Annotated in this window: 15 protein-coding genes and 7 pseudogenes; 11 read left to right on the plus strand and 11 right to left on the minus strand. The window is 69.0% G+C overall.

Annotated features, from left to right (window positions below; translation table 11 throughout):
* Positions 1-119 precede the first annotated feature (119 nt).
* A pseudogene (locus tag ACF1GV_RS41390) lies at positions 120-563 on the minus strand (IS701 family transposase); the annotation flags it as partial.
* Positions 549-1,353, minus strand: a pseudogene (locus tag ACF1GV_RS41395) (transcriptional regulator); the annotation flags it as partial. The pseudogenes ACF1GV_RS41395 and ACF1GV_RS41390, both read right to left, overlap by 15 nt.
* 163 nt (positions 1,354-1,516) lie before the next feature.
* Between ACF1GV_RS41395 and ACF1GV_RS41400 the strand changes: the two are divergent.
* The 3 genes from ACF1GV_RS41400 to ACF1GV_RS41410 all read left to right on the plus strand — a co-directional run bounded on the left by ACF1GV_RS41400 (position 1,517) and on the right by ACF1GV_RS41410 (position 3,683).
* Entirely contained in the window at positions 1,517-1,924 is a 408-nt protein-coding gene (locus ACF1GV_RS41400) for a hypothetical protein (RefSeq protein ID WP_391692175.1), read from the plus strand.
* A 467-nt stretch (positions 1,925-2,391) separates the two neighbouring features.
* Positions 2,392-2,562, plus strand: a complete 171-nt coding sequence (locus tag ACF1GV_RS41405; protein ID WP_391692177.1) for a hypothetical protein — start codon at positions 2,392-2,394, stop codon at positions 2,560-2,562.
* Positions 2,563-2,816: 254 nt separating this feature from the next.
* Positions 2,817-3,683 (plus strand): potassium channel family protein, encoded by an 867-nt coding sequence (locus tag ACF1GV_RS41410; RefSeq protein ID WP_391692179.1) that lies wholly within the window; start codon positions 2,817-2,819, stop codon positions 3,681-3,683.
* A gap of 9 nt (positions 3,684-3,692) precedes the next feature.
* Here the strand turns inward: ACF1GV_RS41410 and ACF1GV_RS41415 are convergent.
* Positions 3,693-3,797: pseudogene (locus ACF1GV_RS41415) on the minus strand (IS5/IS1182 family transposase); the annotation flags it as partial.
* Here ACF1GV_RS41415 and ACF1GV_RS41420 point away from each other — a divergent pair.
* A pseudogene (locus ACF1GV_RS41420) lies at positions 3,796-4,193 on the plus strand (transposase); the annotation flags it as partial. The pseudogenes ACF1GV_RS41415 and ACF1GV_RS41420 sit on opposite strands and share 2 nt — an antisense overlap.
* A 494-nt stretch (positions 4,194-4,687) precedes the next feature.
* Entirely contained in the window at positions 4,688-5,719 is a 1,032-nt protein-coding gene (locus tag ACF1GV_RS41425; protein WP_391692181.1) for a hypothetical protein, read from the plus strand.
* Between the two features lie 528 nt (positions 5,720-6,247).
* On the opposite strand, the gene ACF1GV_RS41430 is transcribed toward ACF1GV_RS41425, so the two are convergent.
* Complete coding sequence (locus ACF1GV_RS41430; protein ID WP_391692183.1) at positions 6,248-6,877, minus strand: hypothetical protein; 630 nt, start codon at positions 6,875-6,877, stop codon at positions 6,248-6,250.
* Positions 6,878-7,011: 134 nt separating this feature from the next.
* Here ACF1GV_RS41430 and ACF1GV_RS41435 point away from each other — a divergent pair, with 134 nt between their 5' ends.
* Positions 7,012-7,245, plus strand: coding sequence for a hypothetical protein (locus tag ACF1GV_RS41435; protein ID WP_391692185.1), 234 nt, complete (start codon positions 7,012-7,014; stop codon positions 7,243-7,245).
* 58 nt (positions 7,246-7,303) lie between these two features.
* Positions 7,304-7,441 (plus strand): hypothetical protein, encoded by a 138-nt coding sequence (locus ACF1GV_RS41440; protein WP_391692187.1) that lies wholly within the window; start codon positions 7,304-7,306, stop codon positions 7,439-7,441.
* A 304-nt stretch (positions 7,442-7,745) separates the two neighbouring features.
* On the opposite strand, the pseudogene ACF1GV_RS41445 reads toward ACF1GV_RS41440, so the two are convergent.
* A pseudogene (locus tag ACF1GV_RS41445) lies at positions 7,746-8,946 on the minus strand (IS110 family transposase).
* Positions 8,947-9,180: 234 nt separating this feature from the next.
* Positions 9,181-9,873, minus strand: coding sequence for a transposase family protein (locus tag ACF1GV_RS41450; RefSeq protein WP_391692189.1), 693 nt, complete (start codon positions 9,871-9,873; stop codon positions 9,181-9,183).
* A 205-nt stretch (positions 9,874-10,078) separates the two neighbouring features.
* Here ACF1GV_RS41450 and ACF1GV_RS41455 point away from each other — a divergent pair.
* Positions 10,079-11,285: pseudogene (locus ACF1GV_RS41455) on the plus strand (IS110 family transposase).
* Between the two features lie 185 nt (positions 11,286-11,470).
* Here ACF1GV_RS41455 and ACF1GV_RS41460 read toward each other — a convergent pair.
* Positions 11,471-11,723 (minus strand): annotated as a pseudogene (locus tag ACF1GV_RS41460) (ATP-binding protein); the annotation flags it as partial.
* Between the two features lie 858 nt (positions 11,724-12,581).
* The gene (locus ACF1GV_RS41465; RefSeq protein ID WP_391692191.1) at positions 12,582-13,217 is read right to left on the minus strand and encodes a hypothetical protein; all 636 of its coding nucleotides are present in this window, start codon (positions 13,215-13,217) and stop codon (positions 12,582-12,584) included.
* 432 nt (positions 13,218-13,649) lie between these two features.
* Here ACF1GV_RS41465 and ACF1GV_RS41470 point away from each other — a divergent pair, with 432 nt between their 5' ends.
* The 3 genes from ACF1GV_RS41470 to ACF1GV_RS41480 all read left to right on the plus strand — a co-directional run bounded on the left by ACF1GV_RS41470 (position 13,650) and on the right by ACF1GV_RS41480 (position 16,288).
* Complete coding sequence (locus ACF1GV_RS41470) at positions 13,650-14,093, plus strand: hypothetical protein (protein WP_391692193.1); 444 nt, start codon at positions 13,650-13,652, stop codon at positions 14,091-14,093.
* A gap of 119 nt (positions 14,094-14,212) precedes the next feature.
* Positions 14,213-14,527 carry a hypothetical protein gene (locus ACF1GV_RS41475; RefSeq protein ID WP_391692195.1) on the plus strand — a complete coding sequence of 105 codons (315 nt, stop codon included), beginning with the start codon at positions 14,213-14,215 and terminating at the stop codon, positions 14,525-14,527.
* A gap of 1,275 nt (positions 14,528-15,802) precedes the next feature.
* Positions 15,803-16,288, plus strand: a complete 486-nt coding sequence (locus ACF1GV_RS41480) for a CBS domain-containing protein (protein WP_391692197.1) — start codon at positions 15,803-15,805, stop codon at positions 16,286-16,288.
* A gap of 19 nt (positions 16,289-16,307) precedes the next feature.
* Here the strand turns inward: ACF1GV_RS41480 and ACF1GV_RS41485 are convergent, their stop codons facing one another.
* The 3 genes from ACF1GV_RS41485 to ACF1GV_RS41495 all read right to left on the minus strand — a co-directional run bounded on the left by ACF1GV_RS41485 (position 16,308) and on the right by ACF1GV_RS41495 (position 24,036).
* Positions 16,308-17,612, minus strand: a complete 1,305-nt coding sequence (locus ACF1GV_RS41485; RefSeq protein ID WP_391692199.1) for an SLC13 family permease — start codon at positions 17,610-17,612, stop codon at positions 16,308-16,310.
* The gene (locus ACF1GV_RS41490) at positions 17,609-18,862 is read right to left on the minus strand and encodes a cation:proton antiporter (protein WP_391692201.1); all 1,254 of its coding nucleotides are present in this window, start codon (positions 18,860-18,862) and stop codon (positions 17,609-17,611) included. Before ACF1GV_RS41490 ends, ACF1GV_RS41485 begins: the two co-directional genes overlap by 4 nt.
* A 278-nt stretch (positions 18,863-19,140) precedes the next feature.
* Positions 19,141-24,036 (minus strand): DNA repair ATPase, encoded by a 4,896-nt coding sequence (locus ACF1GV_RS41495; RefSeq protein ID WP_391692203.1) that lies wholly within the window; start codon positions 24,034-24,036, stop codon positions 19,141-19,143.
* Positions 24,037-24,146: the final 110 nt, after the last annotated feature.

Genomic DNA, 24,146 nt, shown 5'->3' on the forward strand with positions numbered 1-24,146 from the left:
ATCCGCTGGCCTATCGCCTTCCCAGACAGCAAGGTCGTAGCTCATGCCAGGAGGCTCTCATGCCACTCTGACAGCCATAAGAAACGACGTCTTAGTACTCCAGCCGTAGATCTTGATCTTCATGGGGTCTGGGCTGCTTGTCGCAGGCAGTGACAGTTGCGGGCGCGGGCCTGGTGGCGTCGGCGCCAGTCAGACCAGTGAAGCCGGTGAGCTGGGCCGTGGGCGGGCTGGAGGGTCAGCGTGGCGAACAAATGCTGGATCTCGTTGCAGGTCAACGGGATCAGCCCATCCGGGGACGGATGGCGGCCTGTTCGTGGGCGGCCGTGACGGCCAGGAATGCGTGCGCGAGCATGGCGAGGGTGACCCACCGGCGCCAGAACATCCAACGCCTCACCTGGTGTTTGTCCAGGCCGGCCAGGCCCTTTCCAGACTGGAAGGTTTCCTCGACCCCATCGGCGTCCGGCCACGCGCACGAGGGTGGCCAGAGGGACGGCAGCGGTTGAGTAGCAGCGGTGGAAGGCGAGTTCGCCGGTGCGGCGGTTGCGCCGGATCAGTGCGTTCTTGAGCCGGTCGTGCCACGGGTCCAGGTACGCCTCGATCGGGTGCACGTCGTAGCCGAGCTCCTGGGCGTAGGCGACGGTGTGCGTCTGGTACCAGGCCGGGCCGGTCGGACGGGTACCGTCCGGCGTGAACGGCGACGGCTGGCGCGGGTCAGCTCGATGTGGGACAGGTCGACCAGCCAGGAGCCGGGGATCTTGGGGTTGAACTTCGGGACGTGGAAGTGGTCGGGGGCAGACAGGCCGAGGACCAGGCCGGCTGCGGCGGCGAGGAACGCGGTGTTGAAATCCAGGCCGACCGCGAAGGGCATCATGCACTTCTCATCGCTGAGCGAGTCCACCGACCGCACCCACTGGTACGCCTCCTCGTTGAGGAACCCGCCCGTCCAGCCGGACTGAACGACGACGGGTGTTCCGGGGTGGCCTCCGGCGGCGCCGGGTCCATCGGTTCCGTCCCCAGCGACCCTGGGTTGTGGCCCGAGATCCAGTTGCCGGTCTCCTCGTCGCGCTCCGGCTTCGCGGGCGGGCGCAGCGCCGTCATCAGCTCCAGGCCCGAGACGGCGGTGGAGCCGCGCGGGGTGATGACCCGCTGGGCGCACACGCCGAGGACGCGGGCGATGTCAGCCGGCTCCATCTCCGAGACGCCGGGCCAGGACCGCTCATCGAGGGCATCCCACGACAGGATCGCCAGCTGCACGCACTGCCGGTCGCGGCCCTGCGCCTTGCGGTAGATCCGCGCCCACGGGCCGAATCCGCGCTGCATGAGCTGCCACTTGGCCTTCGCGACCTGCTTGATTCCGCGCCGGCGCCTTAACGGATATGTCTGGACTTCAATGGACAGCGAGGTCAAGGCCTGGTCAAGGTGCTTCCTGAGAGGGCGACGCGAGCGCCTCTGGGGATCTCTTTCTCAAGCATCGGGTGCGCCCTCCGCGGCGTGCACAGCGGAACCGGAGGGGTAGATGGGCGAGGGAAGCGCGAACGTGGTGCAAAGCCGGCTGGCGAATGCAGGGCATCCCAGCCCGCACCGGGTCAGCCTTCCGTACGAAGAGGTGATTCGGGTCGTCTTGCTCGTCGGCCACTACGAGAAGGCTTGGGAGGAGCATCAGATCGGTGAGGCACTGAACTGGTGGCGGGCCCTGCCCGAGGCACTACCCGAATCCGGAACTTGGACTTTCACACTCCGAGACCTCGAACCCGCCTGGATCAACGAGACGGAGGATGGGGACTTCACCGCCGTCTATGTCTCAACGGACGAAGACGGTCGGATGATGTACCAGGTCATCAGCAGTCATGGGGGCGAGGACAGTGGGGCGCTGTGTCCAGACGTCACCAGCCTCAATAACACGCTGTCTCGCCTGGCTCAGTAGGGGTCGGGCGCCACAACCGAGCTGTCAACTTACGAGCTCGTGCACGGTAGTCCGGGCCGCCGCGCGCCTGGTACGCGGTGCTCGCCGCCGCCTGCGGCAGCGACGGGAGAACACCGCGCCACCGGCCGAGCCGGCGTCCGGCCAGTCACCTCCGGTACCGCCGCAGCGCGACGCCACCGCCGGCGACCGCGTCACCGCAGCCAAGGAGGAAGCGAAGGTATGAAAGGCCGCTTCTGGTGGGGTGTGGTGGCCGCGTTGTGACGAGCTCGGCCTGAACCCATCGCCGGCCTTGAGGCCGAAGCGACGCAGCGTTATCGACGGATGCGCCGCAAGGGCCTGCCCTCACGTGAACTGCGCACCGCGGAAGGACCGAGGATCCGGGCGAAGGCCGACAAGGGCTGGAGAGGAGCCAGACTCAACACGATCATCTGACCGCCGGTGTGCTGTGTCTCGCGACTGGGGCCGGGATGCTGGCGGGCGCCGCTCTGCTGGCACCGGCGGGCGCCAGGCTGGTCGTGGACGGACTGTACTTCGCCGGACTCGGCTTGGGCATCATGCTGGCCACCCCATCTCAGTACTGCTGGCCCGCCGACGTTGCCCGCGTCAGCAAGCCGATCGACGGAACTTCCCAGGAGTGAGACCCGGGCGACGGCAGAACCCCGCAGCGGGACAGGGCCGTGGCTGTACGGCCTTCGCGTACCGGTCACGGTCCTGCGGATGAGGGGGACCAGGCGGTCTGTCCGTGGAAGAGCTCGGCTTTGTCCGTCCTCGAGGAACCCTTTCGACACGACCCGATCGGGCCGGACACGGCATACCCGGCGGCGGCGCACGATCGTGTCCGGGCGGGGAGGGCTCCATGCTGGTCCCGGGATGGACGAGCCCGGGAGGTTCCATGGAATGGCTGATCACACTGGTCGGCGCGGCGGTGGTGCTGATCATCCTCCGGGACGTGTTCCACACCCTGTGGCACCCCACCCGGCACGGCGGCCTGAGCAGGGCCGTCATGTCACTGCTGTGGCGGCTGTCCACCCGGGGCCGCAGGAGCAGCAGGACCGCCGGGCTGGCCGGGCCTGTCGGCATGGTGACCGTGGTGGCCACCTGGGCCGGCGCCGTGGCCGTGGGCTGGGCCCTGGTGTACTGGCCGCACATGCCGGAAGCGTTCTCCTTCTCCGGCACCTTGAATCCGTCCGAGCACTCGGGACCGGTGGACGCCCTGTACCTCTCCCTGGTGACCGTCGCTACCCTCGGCCTCGGCGACATCGCGCCTTCCGCGGACTGGCTGCGCATCGTCGCCCCGCTGGAGGCGCTGGTCGGCTTCTCGCTGCTGACCGCCACCGTCTCCTGGATCCTCGGCATCTATCCGGCTCTGGCCCGGCGACGGGCGCTCGCACTGCGCATCTCCCAGCTGCACCGCGCCGATTCGGCAGTCGGGCGGCCCGCCTCTGACGTGGGGGCCGCTGTCCTCGTCCAACTCGCCGCAGATATCGCCCGTACGTGCGTGGACTTCCTCCAGTACCCCGAGTCCTACTACTTCCACGACGGACCCGGCGACATCTCGCTGGCCTTCACCCTCGGCTACGTCGCCGAACTCGCCGAACGTACAAGGGCGGCGGAGCACCCGGACACCCGCAGCGCCGCCGCCGTCCTCACCACAGCCCTCGACGACCTCACCGCCGTACTCGACGAGCGTTTCCTGCACACCGGAGGCCCCCGGCAGCAGGTCCTCGCCGCTTACGCACGCGACCACGGAAGCGCCTAACGCCGTGTCCTACATGGTCAGTTTGCCCAGGCGTTTGTAGCAGCAGAGGGCTGCGGCGAGGCCGAGGAAGGCCAGGTAGTTGCGGGGATGTCGCTCGTAGCGCGGTGACAGGGCGAACGGACTGCCACTCGTCGTCGGCGTCTCCGCCGCCAACACCCACGACAGGGAAGGACTGAAGCCCATGGTCGAGGGTCACCAAACGAGACACGACCCCCACCGCGGCCGGTACTTCAAGCCCCAGCGCCTCCGCGCGGACAAGGCCTACGATCGCGCCGACCTGCGGAAATGGTTACGTGGCAAACGCATCGGAGTGCGGATCGCGCGCAAAGGCATCGAGTCCAGCGAACGATTGGGCCGCCGCCGCTGGGTGATCGAGCGGACGATGTCCTGGCTGTCCGGCTACCGACGTCTGAGCCCTCGCTACGAGCGCGATCCCGCAACTAGCTGGCCTTTCTCGGACTCGCAGCCGCCCTGTGTTGCTACAAACGACTCGTCCGCCTCACCACATAGGACACGGTCTTAGTCGCTCTGGGGCGCAGTCTTCGATTCTTCGCGAGTGCGGGGCCGTTCCGACTCGTCCTCTTCGCCGGCCAGGTCGGCTTCGTCCGGAGCGCCACTGCTCCACGCGACGGGCGGTGTCGGCGCCGTGATCGTCTGGGGTTCGCCGGAACCCGGGCGGACGCTCGGCTGGGATCCCGGTGTATGGGACGTCTGCGCTTCGTCATCGGAGTTCGTCATGGAGTCTGTGTTCCCGCCGTTCTCATTCGAATCCCCCTGACCACGTTCAGCCGGTGTCATCGTCATGCCGAGAACCCAGGAGCCCCCGGCTACGGCGGGCTGCCTCGTGCGGGCCGTGACAACGCCTTCCGACGAAGCAGCCGGGCCCTGCCTGCGATGACCGCCCGGAAGAAGAGGATCAGGCTCTGCAGAGCTCTCGCGGTCCTGAGGAAGGTGCGGCCTCGCGGCGCGGGAACCGGCCGGCCCACTGCGTCGTCGATACCGACGTGACCGAAGTGACCCCCACCCTGCCCGACGACCACAAAGAACTGATCTCCGACCTCTGCGGGATCGTCAGCGACTACCCCCACGGGAGCCCGTCGGCGACCCTCGGCCTGCTCGCCGGCGACGCGGCGGACGCGCTCGACCGCATCGGCACCCCGCAGGGGCGCCGGGAACGGGCCGGGTACACGATCCTGCTCCACACCACGTGCTGGTACGTCGCCGCACGCGTCTTCAGCAAGTCCCTCTTCGCGTCGTACACGCAAGCCCTGGGAGGGTTGCGGGCCACGCTCGACCCGGCATCCTGCACCTGCCAGGCCGGAGCCCACCCCACGGACGTGGACGGCGAGTACGGCGTCGAGGCCGGGGTGAGCATGCTGTCCGAGGCCGGCCGTGCCGTGTTCGCCGAGGAGTACGGGCTGGAGGGCGAGGAACTGGCCGCGTTCGACTGCGAGGCGTTCCTCGCCGGCCTCGCCGACGGGGCCGCCGCCCGCATGCGCGAGGCCCACGAGGAGCTCTTCGGCAGTGTGGACGTCTCCCATTTCGACGCGCGGTTCCTCCGGGACGACGGCGGGATCGACATCGTCGCCCTGCAGGAGGCGATCCGGCGTTCCTGGGAGGACAACACCGGCCCCGTCGCGCTGTGGTCCGCCCGTCGCTGGCTGGCCGGGCAGGTGCGCGAGGAGGAACGGATCGGCCTGTTCCTGTGCCTGTGGATGGGCATCGCCCAGAGCTACGGCGGCCTGCCCCCCTCCTACGTCCGCGACCTGGTCGCGGCCCTGGACACCATCGGCCCGGACGCCTCGTGCGAGCACCCCCGGCACCCCTGGTCCGCGACCACGCACACGGACTCCCGGTATGAGGCCGTGGTGCATCTGTACGCGCCCGAGGACTACCCGGACACTCCGGTGCCCGCCGAGCTCTCGACCCGCGAACTGTGGGAATGCCCGGCGCACTACGCCGAGCTGGCACGCGGTGCGCGGGAGGTCGTCCAGCAGTGGCGTCACATGCGCAGCGGCGAGGAGGAGGACTGGTAGGTCCTGGTGCGGGCCGCCCCCGCGGCCCCCGGCACTCACCCGCGTGGTCCGCACGAGTCGTGGTGATGCCGGGGAGCGGCACAGGATCGGACGCAGTTCCCCGTGCGGGAAGTCGTCGACTGTGCACACCACGGCCGTGTTGCTGGCCCTTGGGGGCTGATCCGGATCCGGAGCTCGCAGACCCAGACGAGCGCCCCTCATGGACATGGCCAATTACTCCAGCCACGACCCTGCGATGAAACGGTTGCAGACTGTCGTGCAGCCAGGACCCGGACAGGAGCAGTGATCGTGCCGCCGGGAGCGGCGTGGGCGGTCGTGGGGCTGAACAGGGCGGCGATCACGGCCGACGGCGGCGGTGCGGACAAGACGCACGAGACGGGTCCTCTCGCGATCCTCGTAGTGGCTCCCGCCCACATCGCATCGGTGATCACTAATCGGACGGACACATCCGAGCGCGCATGCGCAGCACTGGGCTGGGCAGGACTTCTGCCCAGCCCAGTGCTGCCGACGCCGGGGGCCCGACCTTGCTCACAGCCCCGGCTCTTTGGGGTAGTCGGGGACGCTGTAGCCCTGATCGCGCAGCCACTCGCGTGTCACAGCGGCGCGCTGCCGGAGCTCGAAGTACGTGTCGGCGTTTCCATCTCCGCCGGGGTGCACGACCAGCGTGTAGCTGTCCTCCATCGCCTGCAGGAACTCGTCGGACACCTCGGCCACGGTGTCTTCGTCCAGTTGCTGCTCCTTGAGCCACCGGGTCAGCCGGTCACTGGTCAGTTGCCACTCTGTCTGGCGCTGGTCAGCTTCCGGGGTGTCGGCCGCCAGCTCGGCATTGCGCTCGGCCGCCGTCAGCCTCTCGCCGCGAGATCGTCGACGCGATCCGCTGGCCTGGCCCGGCCGGCCGCAGGCGCTCGGCCAGCTCGCGTGCGGCGTGGCGTAGTGGTGTGCTCCGGTCGGCCGGGTGCAGCCTGCGGACTTCGTCGTAGCAGCCCAGCACGAGCGTCTGCGGGCCTGTACCTCGCGTGATCTTGCAGGGGTGAACGTGTTGCGCTGCCGTACTGCTGGTCCTGTGACGGCGGCTTGAGATCGTGCGCACGTCTCACACAGCAGGAGGAGCAGCACGCGCGCGAGGTGGCCCGCCTGACAAGTGAGGCCGAGCAGCACGCACGCGACGTTGCGCGCTGGAAGGTGAGGCGGAGCGGCGGGAGGAGGAGAAGGCTGCGGATCTGGCCGCTGTGCGGAAGCGGGAGCAGGGGTGGGTTGCGGATCTGGGCGCAGCGCAGGCCAGGATCGGTGAGTTGACCGGGCAGCTGGCTGCTGAGCGTCGTGGGCGCCGGGTGGATCAGGGGACGATCGAGGCGCTGCGTGAGCAGCTGGCGCAGGCCCAGGCCACGATCGAACAAATCAGGGAAGAGCCCTGCCGGCATGACCGCGAGGAGGCCGTCCTGGCCGAGGCCATCGCCATTACCGAGCAGGCTCTGGTGGCGGAGAGAGCGGGCCGGGCTCGAAAAGACCGCCGCCCTCGAGGATGAGGGGGCGAGTCGCCGGAAGCCGGCCGCCGGGCCCCTCGCCGTGGGCATTATCGGCTTCGTGGTCATGGTGCTGGGTGCTCTGACGGGCCTTGCCATCGTCATGGACCCGCGTGTGGCTGCTGACCTGGACTGGACTGTCCACATCGCCCTGCTCGACGACCCGGGAGATGCCCTTGCCGGGCGCGATCCCCTCTAGCAACACCGACGCTGCGAGCGGCACACCATCTTCACAGCATGCCCTTGCTAGGGCCGACCTGCTGGCGCCTCCGGCGGCCAGGCTGCAACATGCGAGCCCAGGCCCTCGGCATGCACTGGTAAGCGTGCCGCCGGCCGCCCAGTGACAGCAGGTCGGGCACATTGCCCAGTTGCGTCGGCTTCGGTCAGGCTTGATCACGTGCATAATTGCGGGTGCTGAGCGGCCCCTGTCCCCCCGTCAGCGGGCCGCCTCAGTGATTCCCAATCAGGTTTGTCAAGGGCTGCGGTAGCGGACGGTGACCGCGTTATGCCGCTGCGCGGCCACGTTGAGGTGGCTCGACAGTGAAGGTCCGCTGGTCGCGTATGAGGGCCCACAAGACGTCGAGGCGGCGCCGGGCGAGGGCGAGGACAGCCTGCTTGTGTGACTTGCCCTCGCCCCTCTTGCGCTCGTAGAAGGTCCTGGACGTCGGACAGCACCGGGCGGCGACCTGGGCGGAGAGGTAGAAGACACGCAGGAGGCGGCGGTGGTAGCGGTGCGGCCGGCGCATGTTGCCGCTGATGCGTCCTGAGTCCTTGGGGACAGGGGCCAAGCCGGCGATGCCGGCCAGGCGACGGGAGCTGCCGATGGCGTCCAGGTCGCCGCCGGTGCAGGCGATGAATTCGGCGCCGAGGAGGCTGCCCATGCCCGGCATGCTGGTGATAGCCCCAGCATGCGCGTGCTCGCGGAACCGCGCCTCAATCAAGGCGTCGGTGCTGGCGATCTCTTCGTCCAGGGCCATCACCGCGGCGGCCAGGGTGCGAACCATGGCTGCCGCGGTCCTTTCGCCGGGAATCACCGTGTGCTGGGCCTGTGCCGCCTCCAGCGCGGTGACCGCCACCGTCTGGGCGTTTCGCACCTTGCGGTTCGACAGCCAGCCGACCAGGCGGGTCTGGCCGATCCGGCGCAGGGCCGTCGGCGTCTGGTAGCCGGTCAGCAGGACGAGCGCGGCCTTGGAGGTGCTGTAGTTGAAGGCGCGTTCCAGCGCGGGGAAGTACTCCAGGAGTTGGGCGCCGGTTGATCGCGCGGGTGCGGTCGGCGGTGAGGTCGTAGCGGCGGGCGGTGAGGATCCGCAGGTGGACGGCGATCTCGTCCTGTTCCTGCAGGGGGTGCAGGTCGCGGCGCATGCGGGCCTGGTCGGCGATGACGTAGGCGTCCTTGGCGTCCGTCTTGCCGTCGCCCCGGTAGGAGCCGGAGGCGTGGTGGACGGTCCGACCCGGGATGTAGAGGACTTTCTGTCCATGGGCGGCCAGCAGCGCGATCAGCAGTGCGGCACCGCCCGCGTTCAGATCGATGGCCCAGGTCACCGGCTCGCCCTCGCTCAACTCGAGGACCTCGCCGAGCAGCTCGAGCAGAGTCGTCTCATCGTTGGCCACCCGCCGTGACAGCCTTCGCGCGCCTTCGGCGTCGATCACCGTGCAGTGATGCTCGCTCTTGCCCGCGTCCGTTCCCGCCCACAGTTGCGGCACTCGTGCCTCCTCGAGGATCCGTGTTCCTGGTCCCGGCAGACGACCACGCCGACGTGTCCTACCAAGCGATGAGGTTCGCGCATCCCAATGAGTGGCCGTGTCGTCGCGGGATGCCGGGCGGCCAATCACTGAAAGCCACATCTTCGGCATGAGCTTTTTCAGCCACACCCGGCACCCCGCCTCCCGATCGTACGAATGAGCGGAGCGGACCCGCCAAGAAGGTAAGGAGCTCTTTCAGCGTTGCCTCTCCAGGGTGAGAACGGAGGCTGCGATGGCGGTTATCCGGTTGGGACTGCAGCGCGCTCTGCGGAAGATGCGCCATGACTTCAGTCGCGCGATGCTTCGTTCGACGGGTGCGCGTGCCGCCGACAGGGCCCGGTTGATCGTTTGCTGGGTCGCGGTGAGGTCTTGGTGCGGAAGGCGTCTGATCGGTGTGGTCACCCAGGAGCTGGCGCCGATGTAGGCGCGGTCGGCGAGGACGGGCACGCCTTGGCGTTCGCAGATCCGGATGATGCGGTGGGTGCGGGCTGCGGTCAGGTCGTGGGTGCGGCCGGGCAGGGCGGGCGAGATCCACAGCAGGTCGCCCGCAGGATCGGCGATGACCTGCACGTTCACGCCGTGTCGGCGGTGCTTCTGGGAGAAGTCGGCCCGGCTGTCGCCGACCCGGTCGCACTCGGCGAGCGTTCCGTCGGGCAGGACGTGATCGGGATCGGCTTCCCGCAGGACCCGCAGTAGGCCGGACGCCCGGCCTGCGAGGTGGCCGACGACGGCGGTTACGTAGGCGTGGGCGGTGCCGACGGATATTCCGAACCCGGCGGCGATCTGCGTGAGCGGGTCGTGTCGGCGGAGGTAGACCAGGGCGACGAGAGCACGCTGGTGCGGCCGGAGCTTGCAGCGGCGGTCACCCTCACGGGTGACGATGAGCATGGTTACCCCTTAAGAATGCTGGTGGTCCGGGAGGACTGGGTGTGGCTGATAGTGACCTGCCGCTGATGGCTCGGAGTGAGTGGCCGCCCAGTCCTTCGGGACGCTCCGGCTGCTGATTGAGAACTGCGGTCATCGCTGGTTAAGGGCTTGGCGGCGGAGTGTTCCCGGACCCAGAGAGTGCTGGTGTCTCGGAAACGGAGCGATGATGGTGACGGAACGTCACGAGCAGGTCTGGGTCGGCATCGACGCCGGCAAGGCCCATCACTGGGCGGTCGGAGTCAACGCCAGCGGAGAGAAGGTGTTCTCGAAGAAGGTCATCAATGGTGAGGACGAGATCCTGGCCCTGATGGTGACCGCATGCGAGACGGCCAACGAGGTGCGGTGGGCGGTGGACATCTGCGGCCGGGCCTCGACGCTGCTGCTTGCACTGTTGATCGCCCACGGCCAGAGCGTGGTGTATGTGCCGGGACGCACGGTCAACCGCATGTCCGGGGCCTACCGCGGTGAAGGGAAAACCGACGCGAAGGACGCCCTGGTCATCGCCGACACCGCGCGTATGCGCCAGGACTTCACACCCCTGAGCCTCCCGGACGAGACCGTGGCCAATCTCCAGCTGCTCACTGCCCACCGAGCCGACCTGATCGCGGACCGGGTACGACTGATCAACCGCCTGCGTGATGCCCTGGTGGGCATCTGCCCTGCTCTGGAGCGGGCCTTCGACTACTCGGCAGCCAAGGGACCGGTCGTCCTGCTGACCGAGTACCAGACCCCGGCTGCCCTGCGGCGGACCGGCGCCAAGCGGCTCGCGGACTGGCTGGCACGACGTTCGGTGCGCAGTGCAGCCGAGGTCGCCGCCCGCGCGGTCGAGGCAGCCCAGTCCCAGGTGACCGCGCTGCCGGGCGAAAAAGCGCGCCGCCAAACTCGTGTGCGACCTCGCTCATCAGCTCCTCGCACTCGACGAGTGGATCAAAGACACCGACCACGAGATCCGAGAATCCTTCCACCTCGACGAGCGCGCCGAAATCATCGAATCCCTGCCGGGTATGGGCCCCATCCTCGGGGCCGAGTTCCTCGCCATCGTCGGAGACCTGTCCACCTACGCAGACGCCGGCCACCTGGCCGCCCACGCCGGACTGGCCCCGGTCTCGCGCGACTCCGGCCGCCGGACCGGTAACCACCACCGGCCCAAGCGCTACCACCGCCGCCTACGACACGTCCTCTACATGGCCGCCCAAACCGCCATGATGCGCCCCGGACCCTCCCGGGACTACTACCTAAAGAAACGCGCCGAAGGACTGATCCACGTCCAGGCACTGCTCGCCCTTGCACGCCGCCGAGTCGACGTCTTATGGGCCATGCTCCGCGACAAGAGGCACTTCACCCCCACCCCACCAGCCCCACAATCGGCTTGACACCATCATTGAGACTCACTCGACCAGGGCGTGAGGCACGTCGAGTGAGGCAGGATAGGCAACCAACGAGGCTCCTGCGCTGATGAGTTGAGACGTCGAACACCTCTCTCAACGGCACAGGAGCTTCGTGCGTTGCGGACGCCGGCCGGTCACCCGTTCAGTTGCCACTCTGAAAGAGCTCAGTATCAGCAGATCTCATCACCGGCCTCGTCCCCGACCGGATCGTCGGCCAGGACCACGCCCGCCACGATCCGCTTGCCCACCGGCTCCCGGTGCATCTCGAAACTGCGGCAGACCGCCATGACGATCTCCAGACCGTGCTGACGGACCCGGCTCGGGTCGGCAGCCTGGGCCACGGGCAGGCACGGCTCGCTGTCCCACACCGTCACCTCCACCGCACCCTCACGGACCTCCAGGGGCAAGGCACGGCCCGGGAGCGGCATCAGGTCACCTCTGTCGTCATTGAGGTGCTCGTGCTCATCGTGCACGCCGTCGATGTCGATGTCGGCCTTGGTCGCCTCCGGTTCCTGTTCGACGGCCAGGGCCTGCCGGGCCTTGCGGCGCCGGCTGGAGGTGCCGGTCAGCTTGGCTTCGTGCTCGCTGATGACCGTCTTGATGACACCACAGCCCAGCCACACGCAACACCCGGTGGCACTCACCGCAGCCCTGGTGACATCCCCATTCAGATTCGCGAAGGAGCTGGAGAACGCCGGCGCCACGGTCGAAATGAAGTAGCGCTCAACGGCGAGGTGCAGCGATAGTGTCCGGCCTCTGGGCAGGCACTATCGCACGCATCCGAGCTTCCGCTTCAAGAAATTAGACTATTGATCCTTTACGGATCCGACTGACAGAGCCCACTTAGTTTGAGGGTCCGCTTTGACTTGAATCGACATCGCATCATGCTTCGTTTTGAAGTTGATGACGTTATACGTACCGGTGGCGACACTAGTGCAGGGCAATTGGAGGCCGCTGACTGTCGCCACGTCGAGGGACAGTTTTCCCTTCCCCTGGCAGGTGACCATGAGCGCTACGGGGCCGGCTGGAATGCTTCCCGAAAGGGGAACGGTTCGTGAGCCTTGCTGAGAGGCCACCGATGCGAGGTGGGTGATCTCGTCCGGGATCTGCGGCGCAGTGTCCACACTGATGTCGCTGGGCGATGTCGCTGGTGCTGCGCTGGTCGCCGCGTGGCTGGTCGTGGGCGGGCTCGTCGAAGGGTGAGAGGCGGTGCACGCAGTAGCGGCTGCCACGCACCCCACGATGGCGGTCACAGCGAGCGGCCACACCGGGCCGCTTCGCTCAGCCCTGCCAGACATACCAGCCCACGTACCACGGTGTGTAGCTGACGATGGTGCGATAAGGGGATTGCTGGCAGTTACTGTAGAGCCGGTAGGTGACGCCGGTGATCTTCTCACGCCAGACACCGTAGCTTGCACTGATCGTGGTGTGAGGCGGAGCAGTGGGGTTGACCGAGTTGCTCAGCGTCGCGGTGAGGCTGGTGCTCAGGGACATGCCGTAGGTGACCTTCTGTGCGGCGACCATGGCCGAAACGGAAGTCTCCCCAGAGGCGGACAGGGTGACGCCGACGGTTCCGGATGCGGTAGCCGTGAAGGTCATCGGCATGTCGCGCGAGGTGTTGTTGTAGTTGTGCTGTGTCGGCCCGACCGCCCGCATGTACTTGCCGTTTTTGGAGGTGGGTCGGTATTTGCCTCCGTATTCTTCGCAGTACTGACTGCCCGGGTGGTTCATACCTGGGTCCTGCGTAGCGGTCGGCGTGGGTTCTGCATTCGGGTCGGTCACATCGACCAGGCCGCTCTCGGTCGGCGCGGGCGGAGGCGCCGTCTGCAGGGTGCTGTCGTCCTCAGGTGCGACGACCGACGGCGTGGGACTCGGCGACGCCCCGTCGGCATAGGCGCTACCCGTAGTCGGCAGCATTGCCGCTCCCGTGAGAACAACTCCTATTGCGGTCAGAGTAATCCGGTTGTTTCTCATGTGCCCCTCCCCTTTGAGTACCCCCGCCAGGGGGTACTCAGCTACACAGCCGGGCTTTCTGCTGCGGGTGAATCTCAGCATCTTCCGGGCGCCGCAGCCAGCCATTTGAGGGAAACATGAGCAAGTGATCTAGGATGCTTGCGACCTATCACGCCCAGAGCGCGAGAGTGGCCAACCGCCCACTCTTTTCATGAATCTGGCATTGCACATGACACCTGCAGCCCATATGCCTGATTAGCGGCAAAGATTGCTCCGGTACATTGCGTGAAGATGACTAATGATTTACGGAAAATCGATTGACTGCGCGCCGTCACCTTCCCCGTTCCCGCGTCCGCCGCTTCACCCTCAAGGCCATCCGGCGATCAACGGTAGAGCATGGACATCGACGAGGTCGCCCCCGGCGGGTTCACCGAGATCTGGGAGATAGAGAACAACGTCTACTCCCGCAACTTCCACACACCAAGTCGCCTTCCCGGAGGTCGACGGCCATGCCCCGCCCGCCCATGCCGTCGGCTACAAGGACACCGTCGACTGACAGATCGCCAGTCACGTGGGGCCATCGCGAGGCAGGACTGGTTCGTGCGTGCCCGCGTCCGCATCAGCAAAGAGCACCACTCCATCTCGCTGGAGCTGAAGCCGAGAACTTTCCGGCCCGGAGAGGAAGTGGAGATGGTGAAGTGGGGGCGGGCGGGCCAGGAGGTCGATGCGGGCTCATGGTGGACGACGAACCAATACATCCCCGCAGCTCACACCATCCCGGCCAACAAGGTCGAGGTCCTTGAGGTGCTCGAAGAACGGCGGCCCGAGGCAGGCGCTTAACTTCCGGCTTGCGCACACGCACGTGCAGGCCCGGGCGCACTGGCGACCCGGGCGGGTGAGGTGATCGTGCAGGGCAAGGGACCTGGGCGCGTGGGTGAGCGCGCAGCGCGCGGAAGCTGTTGCCCGCGCAGCAGTGGCTGCTGGAGGGCGTGCTCCGGATGGAGCCGCTGCCGGAGGGGGAGGCAGCGCAGCCGGCACGGCGCAGCCAGGACGAGCGGTGGGCGGCCGCCGCGGCCCGGCAGTTCCAGGCCCGTGAGGGGCACCTGAACGTACCGCGCAAGCACGCCGAGATCGTCGAGCACAAGCTCGGGCCTTCCTGGACAACACCCGGCGCCGGGCCGCCCGGCTCGCCCCGGAACGCCGCGCCGAGCTGGATGCACTGCGACCCAACCCCACGCCGGCGAGCGCCCATGGGCACACGTTCGCGTCAATGATCGACTCGCGGCGCCAGCTCGCCTGGGCTGGCGCCGCGACCCACCCCTTACCCTGTTCGGTTCAGGCCGGGTTGCCCTGGGACAAGGCGGAGACGTCGGTCCACTCCTGCCAGGTCTTGAGGCGCTCGGCGTAGACGTGTCGCCGGCACGATGAGGGGCCGCCAGCTCCTCAGCGCCATACTGGTGGAACGCAAGGTCCTCCTCGTCGCGGCGCTCGGCGTGGCCGGACACACCCAACTGGAAGGCCGCACGATCGCCGACGCGTTCAGACCCGGTGCCTGGCGGGTGATCGCCCTGGACACCGCGGATCCCGTAGCGTCTGCCCGACCTCGCCACGACTCCGCGGCCGGCCGGCGGCTCCACGCACCTCACGTGGGATCGCACCCCAGTTACGCCCTCCGGCCCGACGACGGTGTCGTCCTCGCCGTCACCCGCCAACGCCGTCACCCGCCAAGGACTCGCCGAACTGCTCGGACGCCGGCCACGCCGTTGAGGGAAGCTGCACACGGCCAGTTGCCCGGGGTTTATCCCGAAGGACGGCAGACGACCCCCAGGCTGAACCTTCGCACGCCCCGCTCAGGAGAGGATCATGGCTCAAGTTGCCGATTATGCGCTGCAGCGCCTCACCGGATGGGGGTGTCCAGCAGGCGTACGGCTATCCGGGGGACGGCATCAACGGGCTGCTGGGCGCCTTCGACCGCGCTTAGTCTCGTTTCGGTTGGTGTGGCGGCCGTCGAGGCGGAAACACGAGAGTGTCTTCCTGACCTGGGGCGATGAGCCTTGCTGAGGGTTGTGTCGGTCCAGGCTCGGGGCACTTTCTCGGTGCAAGCACACCCGCCGCCCGGGCCGCCGGGACGCATGCTGCCCGGCCCCGTCCTGGACCTCCTCGACGGGCTGGTACAACTTGCACCGCCTGCACAGCAGCCTCGGCTACCGCAGTCCCACCGAGTACGAGACCGCACTCGCAGCCTGACCACCACACCGATGGTGTCCGTCAAAGGGAACAAGCTCACACGTTCGGGGTTCCGGCTTGAATTGGCCCCGCCCGTTCCCCCGGTATCGTGCGCGTCGTAGCTGCCGCGCTCACTCGTGCGCGCCACGCACCCGACTACTGCCAACCGGCAGCAGTTCCGGACCGTCTCACGCCTCGCCAGGCAACGGTCCCGGCCCAGCGCGGCACGAGGGCTGCGACATCTCCCCGCGATGGCCTGGCGCGGAGAGTGGTCTCGTACGACGCTGGGCTCAGGTGAAGAGCAGTCAGACGAGGAGTCGATCGTGCGTGCACGTGACCTGGCGGTGGAGTACGAGTCTGTGAGCGTCGACAGCGACGCCGTCGAAGCGGCCCGGTTGATGGCCGAGCACAGGCTGCCTGGACTGCTGGTGCTGGACGAGCGGGGGGAGCCGAAGGCCATCCTGCCCGCGTCCCAGATGGTCAAGATTCTGGTGCCGGACTATGTCATCGAGGATCCCGCGCTCGCTGCGGTCGTCGATGAGCAGCATGCCGACCGGCTGTGCCAGGCGCTGACGGGGAGGCAGGTCGGCGAGTGCCTCTCGCGCAGCGCGGCGCCGCCGCCTATCGCCGACCCCGACGACACCGCTCTGGAGGTCGCCGCACTCATGGCCCAGGTGCGCAGTCCGCTGGTGGCGGTGGCGGAGAAGGACAAGGCCGGCACGCGCCTGCTCGGCGTCATCACCGCCTCCCATCTCTTGCACGAGTTGTTGGGGAGGACGGAGGCGCCGAGCAGCTCTTTTGAGGTCTGATCCGCCGGCTCACCGTGGCTCAGGCGAGCACGAAGTACCGTAGCCACAGGTACAGCCCGCAGAGGACGACGGTGGCCGCCGTGATGACGAGGCCGTACTTCGTGAACTGCCAGAACGAGATCGGTTGGCGGTTGCGTTCGGCGATGCCGAGGACGACCACGTTGGCGCTGGCGCCGATGGCGGTGGCGTTGCCGCCCAGGTCGGCGCCCAGGGCCAGGGCCCACCACAGGACGTGGTGGCCGTCGGCCGCGCCGCCCATGTCCTTGACCAGGTCGGCGGTGATGGGCGCCATGGTGGCCACGTACGGGATGTTGTCCACGATGCCGGACAGCACCGTCGAGCCGCCCAGCAGCGTGAGCATGGCGCCGAGTTCCCGGCCGCCGGTGGCGTCGGCCAGGGCGCGGGAGAGTTTGCCGATGACGCCGGTCTCGATGAGCGCGCCGACCATGACGAACAGGCCCGCGAAGAACGCGAGGGTGGGCCACTCCACCTCGCCCAGGACCTGACGGGTCTCCACCTTCGAGACGGCAACGAGCAGGCCGGCGCCGAGCAGGGCGACCACGCTGGGCTCGTAGTGCAGCACCGGGTGAAGGACGAAGCCGGCGACGACCAGGGCCAGGACGGCCAGGCCCTGCCACAGCAGCCGCGGATCGTGGATGGCCTCGCGCTCCTCCAGCGCCATGACGTGCGCGGCGCGCTCGTCGTCGTAGACGAACGCCTTGCGGAAGATCACCCGGCACAGCGCCAGCAGGACCAGGGTCAGCACAGCGGCGATCGGGGCCAAGTGGACCAGGAAGTCGTTGAAGGTCAAGTCGGCGCGGCTGGCGATGATGATGTTCGGCGGATCACCGACCAGGGTCGCGGTGCCGCCGATGTTGGAGGCGAACACCTCGGCGATCAGAAAGGGGGCGGAGGACAGGCTGAGGCGCTCGCAGACCAGCAGGGTGACCGGGGCGATCAGCAGCACGGTGGTGACGTTGTCGAGCAGCGCGGAGGCTGCGGCGGTGATGAGGACCAGCATCGCCATCACCCGGAAGGGCCGGCCCTTGGCCCGCTTGACCGACCAGATCGCCAGGTACTCGAACAGTCCTGTCTGCCGCAGCACGCCGACGATGGCCATCATCCCCAGCAGCAGGAAGATGACGTTCCAGTCGATGCCGGTGCGCTCGGAGTAGAACGCCGCCTTGTCGTCGGTGGCGCTGATCGCGAGCATGCACCCGGCGCCGCCGAGGGCCGCGGCCGTGCGGTGGACGCGCTCGGTGATGATCAGTACGTACGCGCCGGCGAACACGACCACGGCCGCCCAGCTGTGCCAGTCACTCATACGGTGGTCTTTCTCTCCTGTCCGAGGGCTTCGGGGGCACCGTCGACCTGGTCGTCGTCGTCGGGGATACCGACCAGATCCTCGACATCGAACACCCGGGCGATGGGAACGTCGGTGCTGGAGTGCGCCACGATCGAGAAGGCGATGCACACGGCGATCAGGGTGTACGCCTGCTCCGCCTGCGGGATGCCGGACTGCAGCACCAGCAGCCCGTACACCACCGAGGCGAAGCCCTTCGGGCCGAACCAGGCCGCGGTCAGCTTCTCGCGCCGCTCGAGCCGGGTACCAACCAGGGAGATCAGCAGCGAGGCCGGGCGGATCAGCACGATCGCCAGGACGACCGCCGCGTAGCCCTGCCACGACAGGTCCCCGAACAGCGCCGGCGTCAGCAAGGCCCCGAACACCAGCAGGGCCGCGAACTTCGCCAGCTCCGCCAGCGCCTCGCCGAGCGGCTCGAACGCCTCCTTGGCCTCGGGCGAGACGGCGGCGAGGACGGCACCGGCAGAGAACGCCGCCAGGTAGGGGTTGGCGTGGGTGAGGTGGCACAGCCCGTACAGGATGATGCCGGTCGCCAGCGGAAGCAGGGGCTGCAGCTTGGGCTCGGCGCCCAGCAGCCGGAACCGTACGAGGCCGCCCGCGACGAGCGGAATGAGAACGCCGAAGGCCAGGCCAAGGGCCAGTTCCAGGGCGATCCGGCCCAGCGACGCCTCGCCGGTGTGCCCGGTGGCGGTGGGGCCGGCCGCCGCGATAAGGAGCAGCACGACGGGCAGGGCTAGCCCGTCGTTGACACCGCTTTCCACGTTGAGGAGTTCCCGCAGCTTCGCCGGGACCTCCTTGCGGCCCACGATCGCCGACGCGAACACCGGGTCCGTCGGCGCCAGCACCGCGCCGACCAGGAAGGACGTCGTCCAGTCCAGGCCGACCAGGTAGCGCGTCACCAGCGCCATGAACGCGAACGCCAGCGGCATGCCCAGGCCCAGCGCCCGCGCCGGGTTGCGCCAGTTGGTGCGCAGCTTGGCGAAGGACACGTGCTGGCCGTCGGTGAACAACACCGCGAAGAGCGCCAGGTCGGCGGTGACCGACACGATCTCGCTGTCCGGGGTGATGTGGATCAGCCCGAGGAAGCCGTCGCTGACCAGCGCGCCACCGAGGAGGAAGAGGAAGGAGGTGGACAGCACGGTGCGGGCGGCGAGCCCGGACAGCAGCGCCGCGACGAGCAAAGCCACGCCGAAAACGGCAACAAGAACCACCGGAAAACGCCCCCGATCGGAGAAGAGATCTGTCCCTTGCTCGCCGACCAGACTTCCCGGCACACCAGGGGGAACCCTACCTGCTCTTGATGCGTCTTTGACAGATTGGCAACGGGCACCGCCGGGCCATGAAGTTGCCGGGTTCCGGCAGTTGGGGGCGCGTCAGCCCAGGTGCTCGGGAGCCGATGCCCTTCGTCGGCGGTCGCGACGCACCAGGACGATCGTGGTCAACGCCACCACGGCCGAGGCCGCAGCCACAGGGACGAGAAAGTAGGCCATCACGGCTGCCACCGCTCGGCCCCGTGCCGTGCGTTCCGGTTGACGAGCAGATCGCGTGGGTCGGCCCCGCGCGTGATGGCCGTCTCCACGGCGGCGATGCGGTCCGCGAGCAGCCCGAGTGCCGCCACGGCTCGTGTGAGGGGGTCGTTTTCCGGGCCGCCGAGGGTCTGGGCGCGGACGTACGCCGCTTTGACTTCTGCCCAGCGGGCTGCCTGACCGGTGGTGAGCGTGCCGCGCAGCTCGGCCAGCTTGAGCAGGTTGGCCTCTGCGCCCGTGGTCAGGGTCTGGGCCTCGGCCCGGTAGTGGTCGTCGATCAGGGCCGCCAGCTCGGTGTCGTTCATGACCGGCTGGACCCGCTGGGCGATCTTGTTCATGTTGCGGTAGGAGCCCTGGAGCTGGAAGGGCGGTTCGGTGCGGGTGGCGTCCGACTGGGCCGCCGAGGCGATGTAGGCCGCGTTGACCGCCAGTACCGTCTCTCGGGCGGTCAGCAGGTGGCGCAGGACCGCTAGGATCCGCTCGAGTTCGGCGGGTGCGTAGGGGTGGGTCAGCCGGTCGGCTCCGGCCGTCGGGTCGCCCTGGGTGAGGCGGACCAGCAGGTCGAGGTCGGCGCGCTCGCGGCCGGCGAGCGGGGCGAGGACCGGGTTCGCGGTGAGCGCGTTCTCGATGAAGCTCAGGCCGAAGATGTCCTGCTTGCCGGTCAGGACGTCGCCGAGGTTCCATACGTCGGCGCGGTTGGCGAGCATGTCCGGCACCCGGAAGCGGCTGCCGGACTCGGTGTAGGGGTTGCCAGCCATGCAGAGGGCGAACCGCTTGCCACGCAGGTCGTAGCTGCGCGGTTCGCCGTCGCGGACACCGTCGATGCGGCGTGTGGCGTCGCACAGCGGGATGAACTTCTGGAGCAGTTCGGGTGAGGTGTGCTGGATGTCGTCCAGGTAGAGGAGGGTGTTGTTGCCCGCCTCCAGCGCGAAGTTGATCTTTTCGACCTCCTGGCGGGCGGTGGCGTTCGGGGCTTCAGCGGGGTCGAGCGAGGTAACTGCGTGGCCCAATGCCGGGCCGCTGACCTTCACCAATATCAGGCCGAGGCGGTCGGCGACGTACTCCATGAGGGTCGTCTTGCCGTAGCCGGGCGGGGAGAGGAGCAGCAGCAGGCCGCCGGTGTCGGTGCGCTTGGTGTCGCCCGTGGTGCCCAGTTGCTTGGCCAGGTTGTCGCCGATGAGCGGCAGGTAGACCTCGTCCACGAGCCGGTTGCGCACGAAGGAGGACATGACGCGCGGGCGGTGGTCGTCCAGGCGCAGGCGGGCGCGTTCGGCGGTGACGAGGGTGGTGCGTTGCTGCTGGTAGGCGCGGTGGGCGGGTACGTCCCGCACCGCGAAGCGTGCCGTTCGGGCGAGGAACTCGTCCAGCCGCAGGGGCAGTCGACGTGCGGTGATGCGCGGGTGGGTGCCCAGCAGGCCCTCGGCCGTCGCCGTGAGAGGGGCGTCGCCGTCGTAGCGCGGCAGGTCCGGGCAGAGCTCGGCTGCCACGGCCTCGGCCAGATCGCCCGGGGCGAGGTCCGTGCCGGTGGCTGCCGAGTACGAGGACAGCCACGTTTCGACCAGCTGGCGGCGGGCCGCGAGGTCGTCGAGCGCGGTCAGGTCGTCGGCGTAGGCGCTCGTGCCGGCCGTGCGACGGAACTTGTCCAGCAGCGTGCGGGTGCTCGCGCTGAGGACGAAGCCGTCCGGGGCGGTCGTCAGCTCCTCGAAGAGGTAGGAGGCGGCGGCCCCGGCGTACTCCCCGCCGATCTCCTGCGCCAGCTCCCGCTCCAGATCGGCGATCGCGGGTGCCAGCCCGAACGTGTCCCGGGCGCGGGCCAGCGAGAGTGCGCGCCGGGTCCACGTCTGGCGCGCCCCGGGGGTGGTGCCGTGGGTCCAGAAAAGCTGGGCGGCGGCGCGGGCGGCGGGTTCGTGGCGCAGGGCCCCGGCGCCCTCGTGAAGGGGCAGGAGCGTGGTGAGGATGAGCGTCGCGTCGTGGTCGTGGACGCCGGTCTCGTAGCCCTCGTCGTATGCCTCCTGCGCAGCTGTGCGCACCAGGGCCGGGAGGTCTTCGGCCGCCGCGAGGGCGGCCGGGCCGTGTTCGCTCAGCAGGCGGGCGGCCAGGTGTTCGGCGCGGTAGACCTCCGGTGACTCAGAGGGCAGGGTGCGGTGCCAGTGCGCGCGGGTGGCCGCGAAGTCGGGGGCGGTGACCGGGGCGCGGTAGTCGGTGCCGGTGACGGCGAAGGCGAGGCCGTCACCGTGTGGGACGAGGGTCAGGTCGAGGGGTTGGGTGTTGACGGCGAAGCGGTGGGTGCCGAGGCGGAGGGTGCGGCCGTCGTCGGCGTACAGGTCGGTGCGGTCGCGCAGGGCGCGGTGCGCTTCCTGGCGGGCGGACTTCAGGCGGCCTTCGAGTTCCTCGGCACGTACGCTCTCATCGATGGTGCGCAGGTCGTCGACGGTACGGCGGACCTTGGCCACCATCGCATCGGAGGCGAAGTAGGTGGCGATCGCGTCGGCGTCGGCGAGGCCGGCGCAGCGCCGGGTGATCGTCTCCAGGACGCGGCCGGCCGAGGCGGCCAGTTGTTCGGCGCGGCGGGCGCGGGCGTCGGAGAGCGCCTGTTTGCGGGCGGTGAGGGCGTCGTAGAGCTCGGTGCGCTTGTCGGCGAGCGCACCGAGGAAGTCGTCGGACTGAACAAAGCGGGACTCCAGGTCCTCCAGCCGGGCCAGAAGCCGGGCGAGCTGGTCGTCGCATGCCTGTGGGGTGTCGGCAACCGCGAGGGCCGCGGTGACGGCCTGCCCGAGCAGCGCGCTTTCGGCGGCGAATTCAGCGCGGCCCTCCTGTTCGGCCAGCGCGCGGCGGCGGGCGTCGAGGGTGGCACGGACCCGGTTGACGCCGGCCAGTACTCCAGCGATGCGTTCCAGGACGGACGTACGGACGGTGGCGTCGCCCATGTCCAGAGCGGCGACGACGTCGGTGACCGTCCCGAGGGCGTCGCCGAGTTCGTCCAGCCGGGCGACCACGGGTGCCGCCTCGGCGACAGTGGTGATGGCCTCGGCGTCGGCGACGAGCCGTTCGACGTCCCTCTGCTGGCCTGCGAAGGCGTCCTCTCGTGCCAGGAAGACCACGGCCCGCTGCCCGAAGGCGGCCAGATCGGCCTCCGCTTGGGCGGCGAGGGCGTCGATGCGGGCGCCGTCCGCGTACCGCATCTCCTTGAGGGTCAGCAGGTGGCCGTGGGCGTGCCGCAGCTCGGTCAGTCCCCGTACCCAGGCCGCGGCATCCCGCGGCGCCTCACCGCGCAAGCGGCGGACGACGGACGCGATCCGCTCGGCGGCCTCGTCCAGAGCGTCGATGGCCTGCCGGGTCAGCACCTGAACCGTCTCGAACTCGGCCAGCATCTGCTCGGCCGTCCCGCGCACCGCGTCCAGGGCACCCAGCAGGTCGCCAAGGTCGGCCTCGGCGAGCCAGTGGTGGGCGTCGGCGGCACGCACGCAGGCGGCGGCGAGTGCCCGGTAGCCCTCGCTGGTGGTGATGCCCTCCCGGACCAGGCCCGCCGCGGACAGGCAGGCGGAGATGCCGCGCACGAGGTCGGCGTTGCCCACCCGTCCCAGCGTGCCGCTCCCGGCCGGGGCGGTGGAGTCGTGGGCGTCGGAGACGTAGGGCGAGTGCCACAGCTGCACCGGATGGACCTGCGCCGGCTCCTCGCCGTCGGCACGCAGCACCGCGAAGGTGCCGTCGTCGAACAGGGCCCAGCCGCGGCAGGGAAGCGGGTTCGCCATCTCCTTGCGGATGGTGTTGTACGACAGCAGCAGACTGCGGCTCTCCCCGCGCGCGTGGAACGCGTACAGCACGTCCTCACCGTTGGGTGAGCGGATCTCCTGCTCAAACTCCAGGCGGTCTGCGTCGAGTTCGTACGTCTTGTGGGCGCCCGTGGCCAGGCAGTAGCCGCCGGGGAACACGATGCCCTGGTCCTCGGGCAGGCGGCGGCACGCCTGCCCGATGCCGTCCAGGCGGACGACCGCCTTGGTGAGGGTGTTGAACACCAGGTAACGGTGGGCGTCCTCCTTGTACGGCCGAACCCGCAGCAGGATCAGGGTGCCCACGCGGGCGTGCGCGATGTCCGCGTCGGCGAGCGCCTGCAACGGCTCCTGCACCGGCTCGCTGTGGATGCCTTCGCCCGTTTCGGTGTCGTTCTCCAGCTTGATGGTGAGCGCACCGCCGATGGTGGCGACGTACAGCTCGCCCTGAACGGAGACGTGCGGGTGGCGGCCCAGGATGTGGTCCTCGCGGGTCGCCTCGGTCCAGGTGAAGTCGTGGGAGGGTGGGAAGGTGTCGTCGCGTTCGCCGCGCGCGTCCAGGAACGCCGGCCGGTCGGCCTCGTCCAGGGCCCAGCGCAGCACGCGGATGTCGTGGGCCTTCTCGCCGGTGCGGAAGACCGCCAGCAGCCTGCCGTCGATCCGGCGCAGCCGGAGCAGGCGGGCCTGCTGGTAGTAGCGGTGGAGGTCCGCGAATTCCCGTACGAAGGCCGGGTCGTCCAGCAGGCCCGCCACGGCCGTCTCGGGCAGCCGGTTCAGGTCGCGGTCGTAGAGGGCGAGCACGTCGGCGACTGCTGTCTGCGGGCGCGGGCCGGGCCGGTCGGTGGCGCCGAGGAGCAGGACGTCCCTGACGGCCACGACGTCTCGCGGCGCGCAGGCGTGCTGCGTCCGCAGGTGCTGGGTACCGGCCAGCTCCAGGCGTGCCGTCCCGAACTCCTCGACACGGCGGGCGTTGAGGTGTTCGGCACGGTCGGCGAGTTCGTCGGCCTGCGCGGCGAGCCGGTCACGCAGCACCTCGTAGGTGCCGGCGTCGACGGCATCGTACGCACCGGTCTCCAGGGCGGTGGCCATGGACGGTTCATCCCTTCGAGGAGGTGGCGGACGAGGGTGGTGGGGGGGGGGGGGGGGCCGGGGGGGGCGCCCCCGCCCCCCCCGGGGCGGGGGCGGCCCGGGGCGCGCCG

Source organism: Streptomyces sp. NPDC014006, from assembly GCF_043088925.1.
Lineage (GTDB): Bacteria > Actinomycetota > Actinomycetes > Streptomycetales > Streptomycetaceae > Streptomyces.

Bases quoted from the DNA above. Each gene is read 5' to 3' on its own strand.
- ACF1GV_RS41400 (WP_391692175.1), top strand. From the start codon at position 1,517: ATGGGCGAGGGAAGCGCGAACGTGGTGCAAAGCCGGCTGGCGAATGCA.
- ACF1GV_RS41405 (WP_391692177.1), top strand. From the start codon at position 2,392: ATGCTGGCGGGCGCCGCTCTGCTGGCACCGGCGGGCGCCAGGCTGGTC.
- ACF1GV_RS41410 (WP_391692179.1), top strand. From the start codon at position 2,817: ATGGAATGGCTGATCACACTGGTCGGCGCGGCGGTGGTGCTGATCATC.
- ACF1GV_RS41450 (WP_391692189.1), bottom strand. From the start codon at position 9,873: ATGCTCATCGTCACCCGTGAGGGTGACCGCCGCTGCAAGCTCCGGCCG.
- ACF1GV_RS41465 (WP_391692191.1), bottom strand. From the start codon at position 13,217: ATGCTGCCGACTACGGGTAGCGCCTATGCCGACGGGGCGTCGCCGAGT.
- ACF1GV_RS41470 (WP_391692193.1), top strand. From the start codon at position 13,650: ATGGACATCGACGAGGTCGCCCCCGGCGGGTTCACCGAGATCTGGGAG.
- ACF1GV_RS41485 (WP_391692199.1), bottom strand. From the start codon at position 17,612: ATGAGTGACTGGCACAGCTGGGCGGCCGTGGTCGTGTTCGCCGGCGCG.
- ACF1GV_RS41495 (WP_391692203.1), bottom strand. From the start codon at position 24,036: ATGGCCACCGCCCTGGAGACCGGTGCGTACGATGCCGTCGACGCCGGC.